Below are 16,018 nucleotides of genomic sequence, written 5' to 3' on the forward strand. Positions count from 1 at the left end.
ATGGGCTTATCCCACGAAAGGAGGAAATGAAAAATGGAAATCAAAGCGACACCGATTACACTGGAGCAATTAAAAGCAAAAGAGCAGGAGGTCGAAGCACGCGAAGCCGCTGCTCGTGCAGTCGAAGCCCGCGCAGTCGAAGCTCGTGCAGTCGAAGCCCGCGCAGTCGAAGCTCGTGCAGTCGAAGCTCGCGCAGTCGAAGCCCGCGCAGTCGAAGCTCGTGCAGTCGAAGCCCGCGCAGCCGCCGCTCGTGCAGCTGAAGCTCGCGCAGCCGCCGCTCGTGCAGCTGAAGCTCGCGCAGCCGCCGCTCGCGCAGCTGAAGCTCGTGCAGTCGAAGCCCGCGCAGCTGAAGCTCGCGCAGCCGCTGCTCGTGCAGCTGCCGCCCGTGCAGCCGCCGCTCGCGCATAAGCTCCTCACACGGACTAATCATGTTTATCTTTTGAATGGGTAGATGAACAAAGGATGCCATAAGGGATTACATAGCTCACTAATCACTTTCATTCCATCTATCCGCCAGTTCTTTATTGCAGAGGAGGAGAGCGATGTGAATCAGAAGCTCTCCGGATCCTCCGCAATCCATTCAGCCTTATGCTGCCGAGGTGATGACCTATTATGCTTCACTTAAAGAACATTTGGACCTATATTCCGGGCAACACATTAGAAGTCCAGCAGCTTAATACGCATCTAGGATTAAAATCAGCACAGATCAAAGTGCTTGAAAAGATACATGGATTAAAAAAGATTCGTCAGGAGGAGCAAGGAAACTTGTTCAACCTGCTTGGTAATCTGCTCGAGCGAGTAAGCAGTGATCCTGATATCGATAGCTCGAAGATCAAGTACATCATCTACTGTCATACCATTCAGGATGTTTCTCCATACAATATGAAAATAATCCAGAAATTAAAAAAGAAATATCATTTTGAGCATAGCATCGTGTTCTCGTTAACCCAGCAAAACTGTGCAACTGGAATTGTAGCTCTAGATATCGCAGAGCGCCTGCTGCGGTCAATGTCAGATGATGAGTACGTGCTGCTGCTGACGGGGGAGAAGACGTTCAGCCCAATCGTACAGCTCATACCCAATACGACCGTCATGGGAGAAGCATCGACTGCCGTATTGCTTGGCTCGCAAGGCGAGGGAAGCTGCATGGTGTACAGCAAGCATCATACCATTGGCAAGTTCTGCAACGTGCTTACGGGTGAAGAAGAAACATTGAAGGAGTTTCAGGAAATTTATGTCCCCACGTTATGCACCGTTATACAGGATACCTTGAGGGAGGCTGGTATAACACTGCAGGAGATCTCCTGGATTATTCCGCACAATGTCAACATTTCTTCCTGGAAAAAGGTTGCTGCATCACTCGAATATCCTCTTGAACAGATTTACATAGACAATATTGCAGAATTAGGACATTGCTTCTGCTCAGATCCCTTCATTAATCTGCAGAAGGCAATATCCGAAAACAGGCTGAAGCCGGCAAATTATTATTTGCTGGTATCCGTTGGGCTTGGTGCAACATTTAGTGCAGCTGTTATGAAATATGAGAGTAAAGGTGGAAATGCAGATGAGTACAATGTCTCAAGCGTTAACGAACGACTTCTCGGTTAAGCTGAAGCAAGCGTTGACCGGCAGCTCAGAGTCCACTTTCATCTATATCAACAATTTTGAAGTGGAAGAGCAATGGAAGCAGGAGCATACCCTGAAGCTGCCATCTCTCACTGTCGGTTCCTCTGTAGAGCTGGTGAATCGAATGGAGGAATTGGGTGTCTTTCTTGCAGGGAAGGGTGACTATGTGTTGTTAAAAGAAAGTCCTGACCCAGAGATGATGACAGACGCCAAATCACTTGGATTCGGGAATTCACTGCTTCTAACAATGTGTAATAACGCACCTAAGCTAAATATAACAGAAAATGTATTGGACTGCGAGTCTACATTAAACCGGCTTCGGGAAATCGCCGGGCATAACACTGTATATCTCGTTCCTTTTGGCGTCTCGGCCAAGGAGGAGGAGCTGTCGAAGCTCGTAGGTATACCTCTTGCAGTTCCAAGTGCAGATATTTTTCAGAAAGTAAATGATAAAGGGTATTCGCGCAGGCTGAACAGAGAGCTTGGAATACGTCAGATCAATGGCAGGGAGTGCAGCACGATTGAAGAGCTGAAGCAAGGCTTTGATGAATTGTCTTATTTGCTTGAAGAAGGCGGTACCCTGGTTTTGAAGGACGCACTGGGCGTGTCGGGCAAGGGCATCACGGTCATTGGCGACAGACAGCGGTTCGATAAAGTGCTCAAAATGCTGGAGCAGCAGTCTCGGAAAAAGGAAACCCGCAGTATCAACTATGTACTTGAAGAGTGGATTGATAAAATCTGTGACCTGAACTACCAATTTCTTATTGATCGTAATGGCCGGGTAGAGTTTCTCTGTGTGAAGGAATCCTTGGTTGAGAACGGCGTGCATCAGGGACATGTGATGCCTTCAAGACTTACGGAGGCTCAGATCGAAATTCTGCAGGAGGCCGCTCAGTTGATCGGCAAGGCCATGTTTGCAGACGGATATTATGGGATGGTCGGTATTGATGCCATTCTTGATCAGGAAGGAAGACTGTATCCCAATCTTGAGATCAATGCCAGATTCAACATGTCTACGTATCAAACCAATCTGCAGGACCGGCTCATTGGACAAGAGCAGTGCGGTCTTGCGAAGAAATATACCCTTACGCTAAAGGACTATTTCCCATACCCAGAGCTCAAAGCACTGCTCTCAGCGTTCATCTACAGCCCGCAGAGCAGGCAAGGGTTCATTATTAATAATTTTGCTACAGTAAATGCCGCTTATAAGGAGCCGGGCAGCCTGTTTACAGGGCGGCTGTATGGTCTGCTTGTGGCAGATTCACGCGAAGCGCTGCTTGAGCTGGATGCATCAATTGATCATAAGCTGAGGGAATGGGAGGCAGGAGTCAAATGAGCCAGGAATATACGATTCAGAACTATGCAATATCCAGTCTGACACGCAAATATGGAACTCCGCTGTATATCTATGACGGAGACATCCTTGAAGAGGTTTACTCGGAGCTTCGCCGAGTGCTCCATCAGGAAGTAGACATTTTTTATTCCCTGAAGGCCAATCCGAACATCTCTATCTATAACTATCTTAAAAACCTCGGAGCCCATGCAGAAGTCTGCTCTCTCGCCGAGCTGATAACAAGTATAAAAGCGGGGACTGATCCGGACAACATTATTTTTCTAGGGCCGGGAAAAAGCGAAGAGGAAATCAAGGCTTGTCTGCACTACAACATTTACGCCATCGTTTGTGAGTCCTTTCAGGAGCTGGAGATCATCAATCGGCTGGCAGAAGAGCTTGATGTTAAAGCGAAGGTTGCACTGCGAATTAATCCTGCCTTTTCGGTTAAGGGCTCTCGTCTGACTATGGGCGGCAAGCCGCGTCAATTCGGCATCGATGAGGCGGCTTTATTCAGCAGCACAGCATGGATGAATGGATATGCTCATATCACGATCAGGGGTATCCATGTCTATATGGGAACACGGATGCTGGACATCGATCCGATTGTTCAGAACACCGGACATATTCTGGATCTCGCTGTAAGGATCGAGGATGCTCTTGGCGTGCAGCTTGATATGGTTGATGTGGGAGGAGGACTGGGTGTTCCCTATTTCGAAGGAGAGTCCTCTCTTGATGTGCATGGCCTTGCTGAGCAGCTGAATCCCTTGTTCGCGGCTTTTAAAGAAACGCATCCTGAGACACGGCTCATTATGGAGCTGGGAAGATATTTGGTCGGGCGGTCAGGATTATTGGTGAGCAAGGCACTGTACGTTAAAGAATCGTATGATGAAACTTTTGTTGTGACAGACGGAGGAACCAATTGCCATATGGCTGCTGTCGGCGTCGGTTCCTATGTTAAACGGAACTTTCCTATCGCTCTGTTAAGCCGCTGCGATGAGCCGGCGGAAGGAGAATACAACATTACAGGACCCTTGTGTACTCCGAACGATGTGGTGGGCAAGAAAGTAGCTCTCCCCAAAGTGCAGCCGGGTGACTTGATTGGCATATTCAACTCCGGAGCCTATGGGCCGACAGCTTCACCTACAAACTTTTTAAGTCATGGGTATCCGGCTGAAGTGCTTGTTGCTAAGGGAGAGGCTCATTTGATCCGAGACCGGGACCAGGTGCAGGATCTGCTGGGCAAGCAGCATTTGGTTGAAGTCAAGCCGATGATTCCGGCTCTATAAATTATATTTCTAAGGAGGAAATAGAGATGACAACAAATATGCTTATTGAGGAAATCAAAGGTGCATTGGAAGAAGTGCTGAACACAAAGGAGGAACGTCCAATTGGGCTGGAGACATCCCTGTTTGAAGAGCTGCATCTTGACTCTACCTCGGTGCTTGAGCTGCTGATGACATTGGAGGATCGGATTGACGGCTTGGAGATTGATCCTGATGAACTGGAGCCGGAAGTGTTCAGTACAGTAGGGTCTCTGGCTGAATATATCGAGAGACAGCTTGTAGCGGTGTAAGCTGATGGCACTCGGAATCCAGCAGTTATTCGTAAAGGAATTCACGCAGAAGAGCCCTCCTTTTGAGCATCCGCAGTTAGAGCGGTTTCATCATGATCTATTATCCGGCTTCGACATGATTCCAGACTATGAATGGCTCGAGAAGGGGAACAACAATTCATACCACAATATGGCTGCAGAAATACTGGATGATGAGCGATGGAAGCAGGAAATATCGAGGACAGATCTATTCATTCTGGCCTACAGCTTTCCGAATATAAGGCCGGATATTTCAATTGTCAATTATATAATGGACCGTTATGGGGCCGGATTTTTGAGCTTTGCCATTAATGATATGGGCTTTGCTGCTCCCTTTATGGCCCTTCATATCATCAATCAGTACTTGAAGGAATCGGGCTTCAGCCGGGCAATGCTGCTGGTGATGGATCAGACCTCTCTGCCGTATAAGACCAAGGAGCTGCAGGAAGTCTCAGGCGTGGACACCGGAGCTCTCCTGCTCATGGACAGGGTGCAGGGAAGCTCGGGAAGTATTGTAGACATCCGAATGAACTATATGCCATCGCTGAGTGCACAGGCGCTGAACAACCAGATGGATGAATGGCTGGTACAGAAGAGGGCCGTACCGCAAAGGCTGCTCATCCTGGCTCACCCTTCGCTGTGCGGCCTGCTTGATCCATCCTATGAGGTCAGGGGCTACGACACCTGCAGGTGGAGTGCAGCTCCCTTCATGGCCTTGTCTTCTCTTCTAAGTGAAGAGCACTCCTATACCCATGTATGCGTGCTTCACTACGAGGAAGAGGAGGAATATCTGTATCAATTGCTGCTGGAAATGTAAGAAGGATGCTTGAAGGGAGAGGGGAGCGATGGGGCTAGGCATTAAGGATATCAGTGTAAGTATTCCGGAACGGATTGAATCTCCCGCCGACCTCCTCGATGGGCTTGGCTACAGTAAGGGAGAGCTGCAGCTTCTGAGTAAATACCATAAGCTCAAAGGGTCACCGGTATGGGACACGGATCAGACATTGGATGACGCTCTGATCCAGTGTATTCAGAAATTGAAGGAGAAGCAGTCGCTGGATGAGGTCGACGTTGTGCTGTACGCCCATTCTGCCCATGTGCAGGTTCCGGGAGATTATGGCTTGCTGCACAAGGTGCTGCGTCCTTTTTCCATGGAGCTCCTTCCGTGCTACGGCATCTCTCAGCTGAACTGCGCTTCATCTATGGCAGCGCTGGATGTGGCAAACCGGATGATTGAACGTGATCCAGAGATTCGCCAAATCCTGCTGCTCTGTGCGGACCAGTTCAACTTTTTGCCAAACTCCTGGCGTTATATTCGCAAGTCTACAATGCTCGGCGATTCAGCGGTAGCTCTGCTGCTCGAAAATGGAGAAACCCGTAACGTGATTCAATCGGTTTATCTATTCAACGATACAAGATTTCATACAGGATATTATGCTACGGAGGAAGAGATGGCAGGGTTTAACCAAACCTATGTAAGCCATATTATCAGCGGCTTAGATAAGTTGCTGAGCTCTTGCCGCATGGAGCTGTCAGATCTGGATTATATCCTGCCGCATAATGTGAACTGGACGACGTGGAAGGAATTTCTGCATCGGACCGGATTCGCCCAAGAGCGGGTATACCTTGATATGATTCCGAGCATTGGTCATACCTTCTCAAGTGATGCGTTCATCAACCTATCGGAAGCGATGGCGAAGGGATGGATGGAGAAAGGGAGTCATTATGTGATGACCAGCATTGGTCTGGGCAGCTTTTTCGGATTTGTGTTAATGAGACATTGAAGGGAGCTAGTAGAATGAACAGAGACGAGGATAATCGAAGTGTCGCGACGGCTGACAACGGAATTGCGAGTGCCTCTGCCGATCTGGGAGCCGAGCGTCTTCTGGAGAATTCTTTATTTCAGATCAAGGATAAAATGATTGTTCCAATCAATAGCACCGGCTATATTATGATCTCTCAGCGGCTGCTTCAAGAGCTGGACTGCTTCCTGTATGACGGTCATGAGCTGTTCTCTATCGCCGAGCTGGAGAATATCCATCTGATCCAGGATTCTATTCTACAGCTGGAGGGTCTTCAATTGCTGCGGCTTCCACAGACACAGGAGAAGCGTGTTCAGGAAGGCAGCCACGAGGATCCGCTCTACAGTGAGCTGCTGGAGAGAATGCTGCTGTACCGGGCAGAACTGTGTGCTGCAGGACTAGAGCTTGTAAGACAGCACCTCTCCGGACGTGTATCCGGAAACGGGCCGACGCTGCAGAATCAGCTGGTTAAAGGCAATATTACGGATATATTGACGATTTTGGAGATGATCAAGAGCACGAGTAGTGAGCATATGGAGTATAGCTGCAGCCCTGTGAATCGGGCGTCGCTGCGAGCTATGCTTCATCAAGAGCTGGACCGTGCTTTTGGTCTCCTTCAAAAGCTGGGCGGGGGACATGGTTACGTGAATGGACCGGTCATGTATAGCTATTACATATCCCAGGCAGTTAAGAACATTTATTACGTGTCCTAAAGGAGGGAGTATGAGCATGATTACCACCGATAAATTACGAGTCTTCGAGCAGGAAATGAAAGAGATCGGCAGCGATTTGAGGGAGGTAGGACAGCTGGTAGATGAGCAGCCCGAGCGCTTGTCCTTATACACCAGCCGTCCTTCTCTGCAGCTTGCCAATCGGATGATGATTCCTCCTGAATATGGCGGCGAACCAATCGTTACGATCGGATCAGAGAAATATTATGGGCTTAGCTGTATCGAACGGGTCACGGCCATCGAGCAGCTGGCCTATGGCGATGCAGGCACATTCTTGGGCTGTCCGGGTCCCTCCATGTCCGGCATTATCATCAATGAGCTTGCAGATTCTCAGCAGAAGGAGCGCTTCTACTCCCGATTTCTGAAGGCGCCCTCCTGGACATTTTTTGCTCTGTCTGAACCCAAGAAGGGCTCTGATGCAACCGGAATCCAGACGAGAGTCCATAGAGCTGTTGATGGAGACATGATTCTAAATGGCGAGAAATATTTTATTGGTAACGGCTGCCGTGCAGACATGGGACTTGTATTTGCCCAGACCAGCCATACGCCGCTCGGAATTCAGGTTCTGCTGATCGACACCTCGGTAGAAGGGTTTAGTGCGGTTCCACTTGATACGATGGGTGTCCGTGCTGTGCAGCTTAGTCATCTTACCTTCAACGGCTGCAGGATTGAGGAGGAACAGGTGCTCGGCAGACATTTGAGCAAATCCAGAAGGGGCTTCTGGGGAGCGCTGCAAACCTTCCATCAGATGCGCCCCGGTGTAGCCGCGCTTGGTCTTGGTGTTGCCCGGGCAGCTTACGATTATCTGCTTGCAGAGCGCAGGCAATATAAGGAGAAGGAGCAGCAGGAGCTTGAGAAGCTGTGTCTTCGGCTGGCAGCAACACGTTCACTGATCCGTTATGCCGCGATGGAGATCGATGCTGACGGACAGAAGGGATATCTTGCTTCGCTGGGGAAGATCCGGGCAACTCAGCTTGCAGAGGAAGCCACCCAGCTGGCAGCAGATTATTTGGGTCCTGGATCGCTGTATGAGCATCCGCTATTAAATAAATGGTATCGGGACGCAAGAGCATTTGAGTTCATGGAGGGAACGACCAATATACAGAAGGTCAATGTGTTCCAGGCTTATATTACGGGGAAGATGAGCTATGCATAAGAGGAAGATTGCTCCGTTGTTCGTCAACTGTATCAACTGGCTGACTATACCTGATCAGGATTATGTATTGGAGGCATCACCGGAAGACTATCATGTCCTCTCTCCCTACCTGTATGCGGAGAAGGCATATTTCGGTACTCCCATGGATTCTGTAACCCGCGCATATATTCGAGACGGAAAGCGCGTGACCAGCGGGGACATGGCTTGTAAAGTACTGGAGCCCTTTCAGAAGGACAGCTGCTGGGATTCAATTGTATTAGCACAGTCCTATCCTGACAGGTATGCACTTAATCCTCCTCTGGCCCGGCTGATGGAGGAGACTCCGCTTCACTTCGCAAACTATCTCGGCTTATCTCACCTGGGTCCAATTGCCGCAGTAGAATTCATTCCTCTTATGCACTGGACAATCCAGCGTCAGTCACTTGTTGTCTTCTCAGAGCAAAGGATTGTTCAGAAGAAAGAGGTTACTGACTTCCCCGAACAAGGGAACTCCCTTCCACAGAAGGAAGTGGGGCCCTATCCTCGAACGGATATGGCAGTTGCAATGGAAGTGAACCCGGCAGGAGGAGCACTTGAGCTTCATTACGAGGGTAAGCAGGAGTGGTCTTCTGCGAATGCAGAGACGATCATAGCATCACTCATTAAGAGATACAGCCCGGACCAGACCTTTATCCAGTCTGCACTCCATTATGGATTTGATTCTGATTCAGCACCCGCTGTTCACCGCAGGGCAGAAGACGCGCTAAGCGGAGATGTCTGGGTACAGCTTGCCGAATGGCTCCGCTTGAACCAGCCTGAAACCGGCACCAGAGTAATGCTCGTGGCAGGGGATCATCATCAACTGTCGGTCTGCTCTGTCATTGTGCATTCGATGCCTGCACTAAATTTGCTGACGTTTAACGAAGGAGAGATATGTCATGAAGAGCCTGGATTACACGACAGGAAAGATCAGCGGACTGCTGCTCAAGACAGCAGTACCTATGCTTCTAGCCTCTCTCGTTAATATGATCACTCAGATGGCGAATGTGTTCTTTATGGGACATACAGGACAGGATGTGCTGTATGTACTGTCTTTATATATCCCTATTTCGTTCCTCTTGATCGCACTCGTCGAAGCGCTCCAGCTGTCTGCACAGGTTACGATATCTCGCCATCGCAGCAAGGATCAGGCAGAAATCTCAAGTCTGCTGGCTCATTATGCAGCAGGCGGCCTTCTGCTAACGATGACGATCGGTCTGATCGTCATTCTGTGTGTGCCGCTATTCCGCTACTATTATGGGATTGCAGACTCCATTCATCCGCTCTTCTCAGGTTACGTAAGAGGGATGATGATTGCGGCCATCCCAACCGTTCTAGGGGCCATTGCGAGTGCTGCCCTGCGTGGACTCGGCAGGGCACAGCAGGCTTCCCTTATAGCGGTAGGAACAGCGGCAGTGAATGTTCTGCTTGTATATTTACTGGTCCGTGTTATTGGCCTTAGCTTAAGTGGAATCGTCTATGCCAATATGATCAGCGGTCTGCTATCCCTGTCTGCTGCGGTTATTTATCTCATTCGCACGGGTCACCTCAAGCTTCCTCCTCTTCAATGGAGGATGTCACAGTTAATTCTATTGCGGCATGTAGGTGTACCCGTCTTTGTGTCTTACTGTCTTATCTTTCTAAGCACGTTCTTTTATAACCGGATTATCAGCCCCTATGGCGAGAGTGTTATTGCTGGCTTCGGGGTAGGTTATCGAATCCAGACCATGGCCATTCTGCCAGGCATCGTGATCGGTTCCGCCATTGGGATCATCATTAATCAGAACATGGCTGAGAAGAAAGGAGAGAGAGCATATGAAGGCTTCAAGAAAGGGATGCAGCATTCATACGCTGCCTATGCGCTGATTGCAGCCGGCGTATGGCTGTTCAAGGAGCCCATCGTTACCTTTCTCATCGCAGAGGAAGCAGCCCGGCAGGAAGCGGTACAGTATCTGAGCATCGTGGCGCCCTCCTATATACTGATGGGTCCATTAATGACGGCTCTTCTGACGATGGAACAGACAGGTCAGGGGTATCGTGCGCTCCTGCTGAACGCGGTTTATTTTATCCTTATCGTGGCTGCCGGTTTCGGAATGACGACACTCTTAGATCAGCCAGAAGCCTTCTATTGGTGCATATTCTTCGCTAATCTAGCGGGTGCCAGTGTTATTATCCCTACGTTTCGAATGTATAAGAAGCGCTACATCCAAGAAGCTTCGGACTCAGATCACAGAGCTCAAGAAAAAGTATTCTCACCACAAGCCTAAGGAGGTACGTTATGAATCCCTACTATCTGATGCAGCGTCTGGGAGAATCATGGGTTGCGGCAGATGAAGGCTTTACACAATTCTATGAGGTGCAGCCTGACACCTGGAATAAGGATAGAGATACTCCGATGATTCCAGGTGTTCGTCATCCGCTCATTCCCTATTTTAAATTCAGTCCACTGCTGGGTCAGCCGAAGCCAAACTTCTATTTATTAGGTATTCCTTATGCCGGAGGGACCAGCATTCATGATTCATCCGTCGGTTTGTTCGAGGACAGCCTCAGGGCCGAATCGTGGAAAAGAACCGTGTACCCTGCTCTTGTATCACCCTATACTTCCGGTCTATATGACATTGGAACAGACCGGCGTTTGATGCAGGGCGTCATTATGCAGGATTTGGGTTCGTGCGAGAAAGAGCTCTTCATTCGTAATGAATTGGGGATGAGCTCGGCAGCCGTCTCAGAGGCAGTGAAGCTCTCGGTTGCAGAGCAGGCAGGGCTGTACAGTATAGGTGGAGATCATTCGATCACGCATATGCTCTTATCTGCATTTTTGGAGTATATAAACAAGCCGATTATTTTGATAGAGTTTGATGCGCACCATGATTGCGGCATTGACGCGCTGCATCATGATCGAATTCATCATGCCAATTTTGTACGCCATCTGCTGGCACAAGATGAGATTGCAGCGGTCGTACAGCTGGGACTAAGAGGGATCCGATCTGTGGATCAAATGTATACCCATGATAAGCTCATTCAAATTTCTGCAGAACGTTTGGAGCCGCAGACGATCGAGCAAATACTTTCGGATCTGCGGGCTATTCATCCTGAGGCCGTGGCATATCTCTCCTTTGACATGGATTGTCTGGACCCCGGCACCTTCCCTCATGTCGACTTTCCGCTGAGCGGCGGACCTTCCTGGCACGTCGTGCTGCAAGCGATGGAAATGGTGCTTCGTTCCGACCTGTATTTCATTGGCGGCGATTTGGTTGAAGGTCAAGGCGTTCTCGCCTCTGATCGGCTGCCAGGGCAGATGGAGCTGGCCCTGCGGCTGATGGCCCACATGCTCGAGGGTCTGCATCAGAACCGGATGTCTTGCGATTGCAGTCTACATATAGGAGAGATCTGTCATGAATCTTAGAGAATCGTTTGAGCTTCACCGAAATGCAGTACAGCTCGAGCTTGAGCAGCAGAGGGAGGCCGGCATCAAGCTGGGCTACTTCTATGCGCTTATGAATATTGCGAAGGAAATGAACCCGCTTGGAGGGCCGAGAACGGCTGAGGAGACATGGATTGATTATCTGTCCTTCTTGCGGACGGTAGAAGAGCATAAGAAGTCACCGTATTCCTTCTTGGAATGGGATGAGGTTCATGGACGAGAGCACCTGCAGCATACTCTTCAGGAGGGAGGGGCCTTCCTCACCTTTCACTATGGGTTTGTCAGACACAATATGGTGACGATTGGACAAGAGATCCGCAAGGGTTATTACCGTGAGGGTCTTCCTTTTTATCTGGTAGCGGAGAGGGATACCGTTATGCAGGAGAAGCAGCTCGATAAGTGGGAGTCCATTCGTAAATATTCAAGAGCGGAGATGCTGAACTCCCAGGATGAGCTGATCGGCATCAAGCTGTATTCCCATTTGAAAAAAGGCGGCTGCTTCAGCTTGTTCGTGGACGGACAGACGGGCTATAACACAGACAATTATCAGCTGCAGCTGCCGTTTCTAACATCGAATATACGAACAAGGAGCGGGATATTCCGAATATTGTCCCAAAGCCAAAAAGCCGGTGTGTCTGTACTTCATGACCATGACGGCGGATTACAAGAGCCGGATTGTATTTCTTCCTCCGTTTCAGCCGAGTGAGGATGTTCAGCATATTGCAGAGCAGATCTATGGTCCCTTTCGGGCTCAGCTGCTGCAGCAGCCGGAGCAGTGGCGATTCTGGGATCGTCATCATGAGCAGGTTCTAGCCTGGAAGAGCGAGGAGACGACAGCTCCTTCCTCTCCTATTGGGCCTCCCCGGCTTGACTGGATCAGCCGGCCTGTTGAAGGCTTCGGCCAGCTCGGAATGAATTTGCACCAAGCGGAGGTATACAACCTAAGCCTAAGTTAAGATTCCTGGACTTTCATATTAGGGAGGTGTCATCATGTCCCATCGCTTCATATCAACGAGTCGCGGCAACGTATCTCTTCATTTAATGCCTACGACCAAGTACTATAACGCTTATTTGACGGTATCCATTATCAATAGCGGAGAAATTAATGAACAGATGTACTCCTTGCTCGGAAGGCTTCTCTGGACAGCAGGAGGCACAGGTCTGAGCGAATCAGCAAAAAGAGAACGGTTATGTATGCTGTACGGAGCAAGCTGTAAGTATCACATCGAGCAGAAGGGGTCCAATCAGATCCTTTCCTATGCTATTAAGGTCCTGCAGCCCGGCGATTCAGAGGCAGAGAGCTCACCCGCTAGGGAGGCGCTCAAGCTCTTATCCGAAATAATGATGAGACCTTCCGGGCCCAATCGCTTTGATTCAGAGCGAATGAGGGAGGAAATGGATGGGCTTAAGTATGCGGTACATCGAGAGGCACATGATCCAAGCTCCTTGTTAAAGAGCCGTTGTCTATCCTATATCGGCTATGCATCACAATCAGCGAATAGCTGTGAAGATGGTGAAGAGGACTCGTGGACCATAGAAGAGCACCATATATATGAGGCTTATGAAAAAGCCATTCGTTTACCTATACACATCCACATTGTTGGTAATGTGTTGCCTGAACATTATACGGATGATGTATTCTCCTGGTTCACACCGCAATCCTCTGCCGTACAAGAGCAAGGGGATCCGATTCTTATCTCATCTGCGAATCAAATAGCTTTGGGGAGCAGCATACCCGCCGGGAAAGAGCCTTCCCTTATGATTGAACACGGTAATTTTAATCAGTGTAAATTAAACATTACTTATAAGACCCATGTATCCTATGGTTCGCCAGCCTATGCAGCGCTTTTTGTATTTCATAATCTGTTTGCCGCCGGCCCCATGTCCCGGCTCAATCGGGAACTGCGAAGACGGAGCCAGCTTGTATATCAAGTGATGAGCGAGCTGGATCGATTCCGAGGACTGATGCATGTTCATACGGGTACGACAGTCGGCAATATGAGTGATATTCTCTCCATTATTGACAGAGAGCTGGAGCAGGTCGCCGATGGGAAGGTGGAAGCGGCCGAGATCACACAGGCGATTGAAGGAGTACTTCATTTCATGAAAGTCGGCATCGATCTGCCCGAACAAGAGATCGATATCCACCTGGATCAATGTCTTACGGGTGCCACAATGGATACAGCAGACTTCTTGGCACAGATCACAGCTGTAACTTCAGATGACATTGTACATATCGCTTCGAACCTTGAAAAAGCTGTAACCTGGGTTCTTTTTCCGAATGAGAATCTGGACAGAAGCGGGAAGGGAGCATAGAAGCATGAAAATAACACTCGATCAGGATGTGATAGAGCACTGTCTGCCGGGAGGCATGCTCATTCGGATTCTCCCAAGGCCGGAGCATGCCCACACGTTCACTTCGCTCAGTGTATCCTACGGAGCTATTCATGATGGACCGGAAGTCTCTGATTCACAGATCAGATCCGCTTCAATACATGCTCCTTATGGGACGGCGCACTTTCTGGAGCACATGATGTTTTGCCAGCCCGGCCCCTCGGTTAATCAGCGTCTACGTAGGCAAGGTGCTTCGACTTCGGCTCTTACCAGGTACGATGTAACAACCTATCAGATGGCTTCTACAGATCAGTATTACAGCAACTTGGCTCTATTTATGGATTTGATCCTCACGCCTTATTTTCCTGAAGAGCGAATTCAATTAGAGAAGTCGATCATCAGGCAGGAATTATCCGGCTATACCGATGAGACCGTATGGTTATGTATGCAGCAGCTTCTCTCCATGCTGTATGGGGAGAATCATCCACTGGCTATGGATGTCGCGGGTACGCCGGATAGCATTGAAGGGATCCATGCATCCGTGCTGCATGAGGTCTATGGGACGTATTATACACAGAACCGGATGGCGCTGGCGGTAGCAGGTCCGGTTAAGGCAGATGCTGTCATTGATTATTTGGAGAGCGTAATCCCCGAACCAGCTGTGATCGCTCCTGCCTCAGGTGAACAGGTGGCTTTATCCAGGAAGCCCTCAATAGATATGTACCGTGAAACACAGAGGTTTCAGCCGATTCCGGTTGTTCAATTTGGCTTTGCAGCCGATCCTGCCTCTATGTCGACGAGAGAGCACGTCATGCTGATGGTTGGACTCGAGGCTCTCTTTGGCGAAGCTTCTCTGTTTTTTCAAGAGGCAGTTCATAACGGCTTGATCAATAAAAATGCAGCATGGGAGCATTATTATCGATCCTCATTTTCATTTTCCATTCTGAGCGGGTTCTCGATTGATCCCAAGCAGCTGTACAACCAGGTCGTCTCTTGTCTCATGGAGCTGCCGTATAAAGGCATCAGCGGGAAGGTACTGCAAATGAGCCGGATGAAGTGTATTGGCAGACATTATGCAGACCTCGATTCGCTCAAGCAGGCCTGCATGTATGTATCAGAATCGGCACTGATGAATCTGGATTATATGAAAATGGGAGAAATGTTCCTCCTGCCTTCAGATGAGGAAATACTGCACGCTTTGTATCAACATGCAGTCCCTGAGAAGCTGCGAATGTCAGTGATGACCTAGCTGCTATAGTAATGGGGGTGAATGTATGAGCTGCACGTTAGAGGTGTGGATTCAGTACACTTCTGCCCAGGGGCAGTGTACACTGGCGCCTGAGCTGCGGAATGCCTTGAACGATAGTGAGGTAAAGAGAATGCTGCGATACCGAACCTTGAAGGACAGGACCCAGTTTGCCGCTTCAAGAGCTTTTTTAAAATACGTGCTCAGTCAGCACCTCGATTGTTCTCCCCAGTCAGTACAGCTGGAGTACCATGCGAATGGGAAGCCCTTCGTCCGCCAAGGGATTGAATTCAATCTGGCCCACACGGATCAATTGACATGCGTTGCCATTGCAGGCAGCTGTCCTGTCGGTGTTGATGTGGAGCGCATGCGGGACATGCTGAGAGCAGAGCGAATCGCTTCCCGGTTTCTGACCCCATCCGAACGAAAATACTGTCTTGCCTCGAGTAATGAACAGGACCGAACAAGAATATTACTACAGATGCTGACGCGCAAGGAGGCGCTCGCCAAAGCGACGGGGCTCGGGATCGGAGGCCGGTGGCTTAAGCTTAATACGCTTGCGGAGGATTATACCTGGATTCGGCATTCACAATTGGAATCAGGGGAGTCCTATACGACTCGTCCGCTCTATCTCTCGAATGATTACATTGGTTCGGTCTGTTATCTCGGCAGAGGCTCGATGAGCCTTAAATATCGAACAATACGTTAGCTTAAGCGCATTCCATATCTTGATCATGAGGGATGTGTAAATTATGAT

17 protein-coding genes are annotated in these 16,018 nt (G+C 49.3%); all 17 read left to right on the top strand.

Going from position 1 to position 16,018, the window contains the following annotated elements; all coding sequences use genetic code 11:
• Positions 1–33: 33 nt before the first annotated feature.
• Entirely contained in the window at positions 34–408 is a 375-nt protein-coding gene (locus TCA2_RS26135) for a hypothetical protein (RefSeq protein ID WP_052511875.1), read from the top strand.
• Positions 409–612: 204 nt separating this feature from the next.
• Positions 613–1,608 carry a 3-oxoacyl-[acyl-carrier-protein] synthase III C-terminal domain-containing protein gene (locus TCA2_RS09930; protein ID WP_047911438.1) on the top strand — a complete coding sequence of 332 codons (996 nt, stop codon included), beginning with the start codon at positions 613–615 and terminating at the stop codon, positions 1,606–1,608.
• Positions 1,565–2,962 (top strand): ATP-grasp domain-containing protein, encoded by a 1,398-nt coding sequence (locus tag TCA2_RS09935; RefSeq protein ID WP_047911439.1) that lies wholly within the window; start codon positions 1,565–1,567, stop codon positions 2,960–2,962. Before TCA2_RS09930 ends, TCA2_RS09935 begins: the two co-directional genes overlap by 44 nt.
• A complete protein-coding gene (gene lysA / locus TCA2_RS09940; protein WP_047911440.1) occupies positions 2,959–4,245 on the top strand; it encodes a diaminopimelate decarboxylase in 1,287 nt (428 codons plus the stop codon). The genes TCA2_RS09935 and lysA overlap by 4 nt, the downstream gene beginning before the upstream one ends.
• 26 nt (positions 4,246–4,271) lie before the next feature.
• A complete protein-coding gene (locus TCA2_RS09945; RefSeq protein WP_047911441.1) occupies positions 4,272–4,532 on the top strand; it encodes an acyl carrier protein in 261 nt (86 codons plus the stop codon).
• A gap of 4 nt (positions 4,533–4,536) precedes the next feature.
• The gene (locus TCA2_RS09950) at positions 4,537–5,367 is read left to right on the top strand and encodes a hypothetical protein (protein ID WP_047911442.1); all 831 of its coding nucleotides are present in this window, start codon (positions 4,537–4,539) and stop codon (positions 5,365–5,367) included.
• A 28-nt stretch (positions 5,368–5,395) separates the two neighbouring features.
• Positions 5,396–6,334, top strand: coding sequence for a 3-oxoacyl-[acyl-carrier-protein] synthase III C-terminal domain-containing protein (locus TCA2_RS09955; RefSeq protein WP_047911443.1), 939 nt, complete (start codon positions 5,396–5,398; stop codon positions 6,332–6,334).
• A gap of 14 nt (positions 6,335–6,348) precedes the next feature.
• Entirely contained in the window at positions 6,349–7,065 is a 717-nt protein-coding gene (locus TCA2_RS09960; RefSeq protein WP_047911444.1) for a hypothetical protein, read from the top strand.
• Positions 7,066–7,081: 16 nt separating this feature from the next.
• Positions 7,082–8,239: an acyl-CoA dehydrogenase family protein gene (locus TCA2_RS09965; protein ID WP_047911445.1), complete on the top strand. Its 1,158-nt coding sequence runs from the start codon at positions 7,082–7,084 to the stop codon at positions 8,237–8,239.
• The gene (locus TCA2_RS09970; protein WP_047911446.1) at positions 8,232–9,242 is read left to right on the top strand and encodes a hypothetical protein; all 1,011 of its coding nucleotides are present in this window, start codon (positions 8,232–8,234) and stop codon (positions 9,240–9,242) included. The genes TCA2_RS09965 and TCA2_RS09970 overlap by 8 nt, the downstream gene beginning before the upstream one ends.
• Positions 9,157–10,524 carry an MATE family efflux transporter gene (locus TCA2_RS09975; RefSeq protein ID WP_047911447.1) on the top strand — a complete coding sequence of 456 codons (1,368 nt, stop codon included), beginning with the start codon at positions 9,157–9,159 and terminating at the stop codon, positions 10,522–10,524. The genes TCA2_RS09970 and TCA2_RS09975 overlap by 86 nt, the downstream gene beginning before the upstream one ends.
• 11 nt (positions 10,525–10,535) lie before the next feature.
• Entirely contained in the window at positions 10,536–11,663 is a 1,128-nt protein-coding gene (locus TCA2_RS09980) for an arginase family protein (RefSeq protein WP_047911448.1), read from the top strand.
• Entirely contained in the window at positions 11,653–12,387 is a 735-nt protein-coding gene (locus tag TCA2_RS09985; protein WP_047911449.1) for a hypothetical protein, read from the top strand. Before TCA2_RS09980 ends, TCA2_RS09985 begins: the two co-directional genes overlap by 11 nt.
• The gene (locus TCA2_RS09990) at positions 12,326–12,637 is read left to right on the top strand and encodes a hypothetical protein (protein ID WP_047911450.1); all 312 of its coding nucleotides are present in this window, start codon (positions 12,326–12,328) and stop codon (positions 12,635–12,637) included. Before TCA2_RS09985 ends, TCA2_RS09990 begins: the two co-directional genes overlap by 62 nt.
• A gap of 34 nt (positions 12,638–12,671) precedes the next feature.
• A complete protein-coding gene (locus TCA2_RS09995; protein WP_047911451.1) occupies positions 12,672–13,997 on the top strand; it encodes an insulinase family protein in 1,326 nt (441 codons plus the stop codon).
• Positions 13,998–14,001: 4 nt separating this feature from the next.
• Positions 14,002–15,264: a pitrilysin family protein gene (locus tag TCA2_RS10000; RefSeq protein ID WP_047911452.1), complete on the top strand. Its 1,263-nt coding sequence runs from the start codon at positions 14,002–14,004 to the stop codon at positions 15,262–15,264.
• Between the two features lie 25 nt (positions 15,265–15,289).
• Complete coding sequence (locus tag TCA2_RS10005) at positions 15,290–15,970, top strand: 4'-phosphopantetheinyl transferase superfamily protein (protein ID WP_047911453.1); 681 nt, start codon at positions 15,290–15,292, stop codon at positions 15,968–15,970.
• Positions 15,971–16,018 lie beyond the last annotated feature (48 nt).

Origin of the sequence: Paenibacillus sp. TCA20 (genome assembly GCF_000732325.1) — a bacterium.
GTDB classification, from domain to species: Bacteria; Bacillota; Bacilli; order Paenibacillales; family Paenibacillaceae; genus Paenibacillus; species Paenibacillus urinalis.

Bases quoted from the DNA above. Each gene is read 5' to 3' on its own strand.
- TCA2_RS26135 (WP_052511875.1), top strand. From the start codon at position 34: ATGGAAATCAAAGCGACACCGATTACACTGGAGCAATTAAAAGCAAAA.
- TCA2_RS09930 (WP_047911438.1), top strand. From the start codon at position 613: ATGCTTCACTTAAAGAACATTTGGACCTATATTCCGGGCAACACATTA.
- TCA2_RS09935 (WP_047911439.1), top strand. From the start codon at position 1,565: ATGAGTACAATGTCTCAAGCGTTAACGAACGACTTCTCGGTTAAGCTG.
- lysA (WP_047911440.1), top strand. From the start codon at position 2,959: ATGAGCCAGGAATATACGATTCAGAACTATGCAATATCCAGTCTGACA.
- TCA2_RS09945 (WP_047911441.1), top strand. From the start codon at position 4,272: ATGACAACAAATATGCTTATTGAGGAAATCAAAGGTGCATTGGAAGAA.
- TCA2_RS09950 (WP_047911442.1), top strand. From the start codon at position 4,537: ATGGCACTCGGAATCCAGCAGTTATTCGTAAAGGAATTCACGCAGAAG.
- TCA2_RS09955 (WP_047911443.1), top strand. From the start codon at position 5,396: ATGGGGCTAGGCATTAAGGATATCAGTGTAAGTATTCCGGAACGGATT.
- TCA2_RS09960 (WP_047911444.1), top strand. From the start codon at position 6,349: ATGAACAGAGACGAGGATAATCGAAGTGTCGCGACGGCTGACAACGGA.
- TCA2_RS09965 (WP_047911445.1), top strand. From the start codon at position 7,082: ATGATTACCACCGATAAATTACGAGTCTTCGAGCAGGAAATGAAAGAG.
- TCA2_RS09970 (WP_047911446.1), top strand. From the start codon at position 8,232: ATGCATAAGAGGAAGATTGCTCCGTTGTTCGTCAACTGTATCAACTGG.
- TCA2_RS09975 (WP_047911447.1), top strand. From the start codon at position 9,157: ATGAAGAGCCTGGATTACACGACAGGAAAGATCAGCGGACTGCTGCTC.
- TCA2_RS09980 (WP_047911448.1), top strand. From the start codon at position 10,536: ATGAATCCCTACTATCTGATGCAGCGTCTGGGAGAATCATGGGTTGCG.
- TCA2_RS09985 (WP_047911449.1), top strand. From the start codon at position 11,653: ATGAATCTTAGAGAATCGTTTGAGCTTCACCGAAATGCAGTACAGCTC.
- TCA2_RS09990 (WP_047911450.1), top strand. From the start codon at position 12,326: ATGACCATGACGGCGGATTACAAGAGCCGGATTGTATTTCTTCCTCCG.
- TCA2_RS09995 (WP_047911451.1), top strand. From the start codon at position 12,672: ATGTCCCATCGCTTCATATCAACGAGTCGCGGCAACGTATCTCTTCAT.
- TCA2_RS10000 (WP_047911452.1), top strand. From the start codon at position 14,002: ATGAAAATAACACTCGATCAGGATGTGATAGAGCACTGTCTGCCGGGA.
- TCA2_RS10005 (WP_047911453.1), top strand. From the start codon at position 15,290: ATGAGCTGCACGTTAGAGGTGTGGATTCAGTACACTTCTGCCCAGGGG.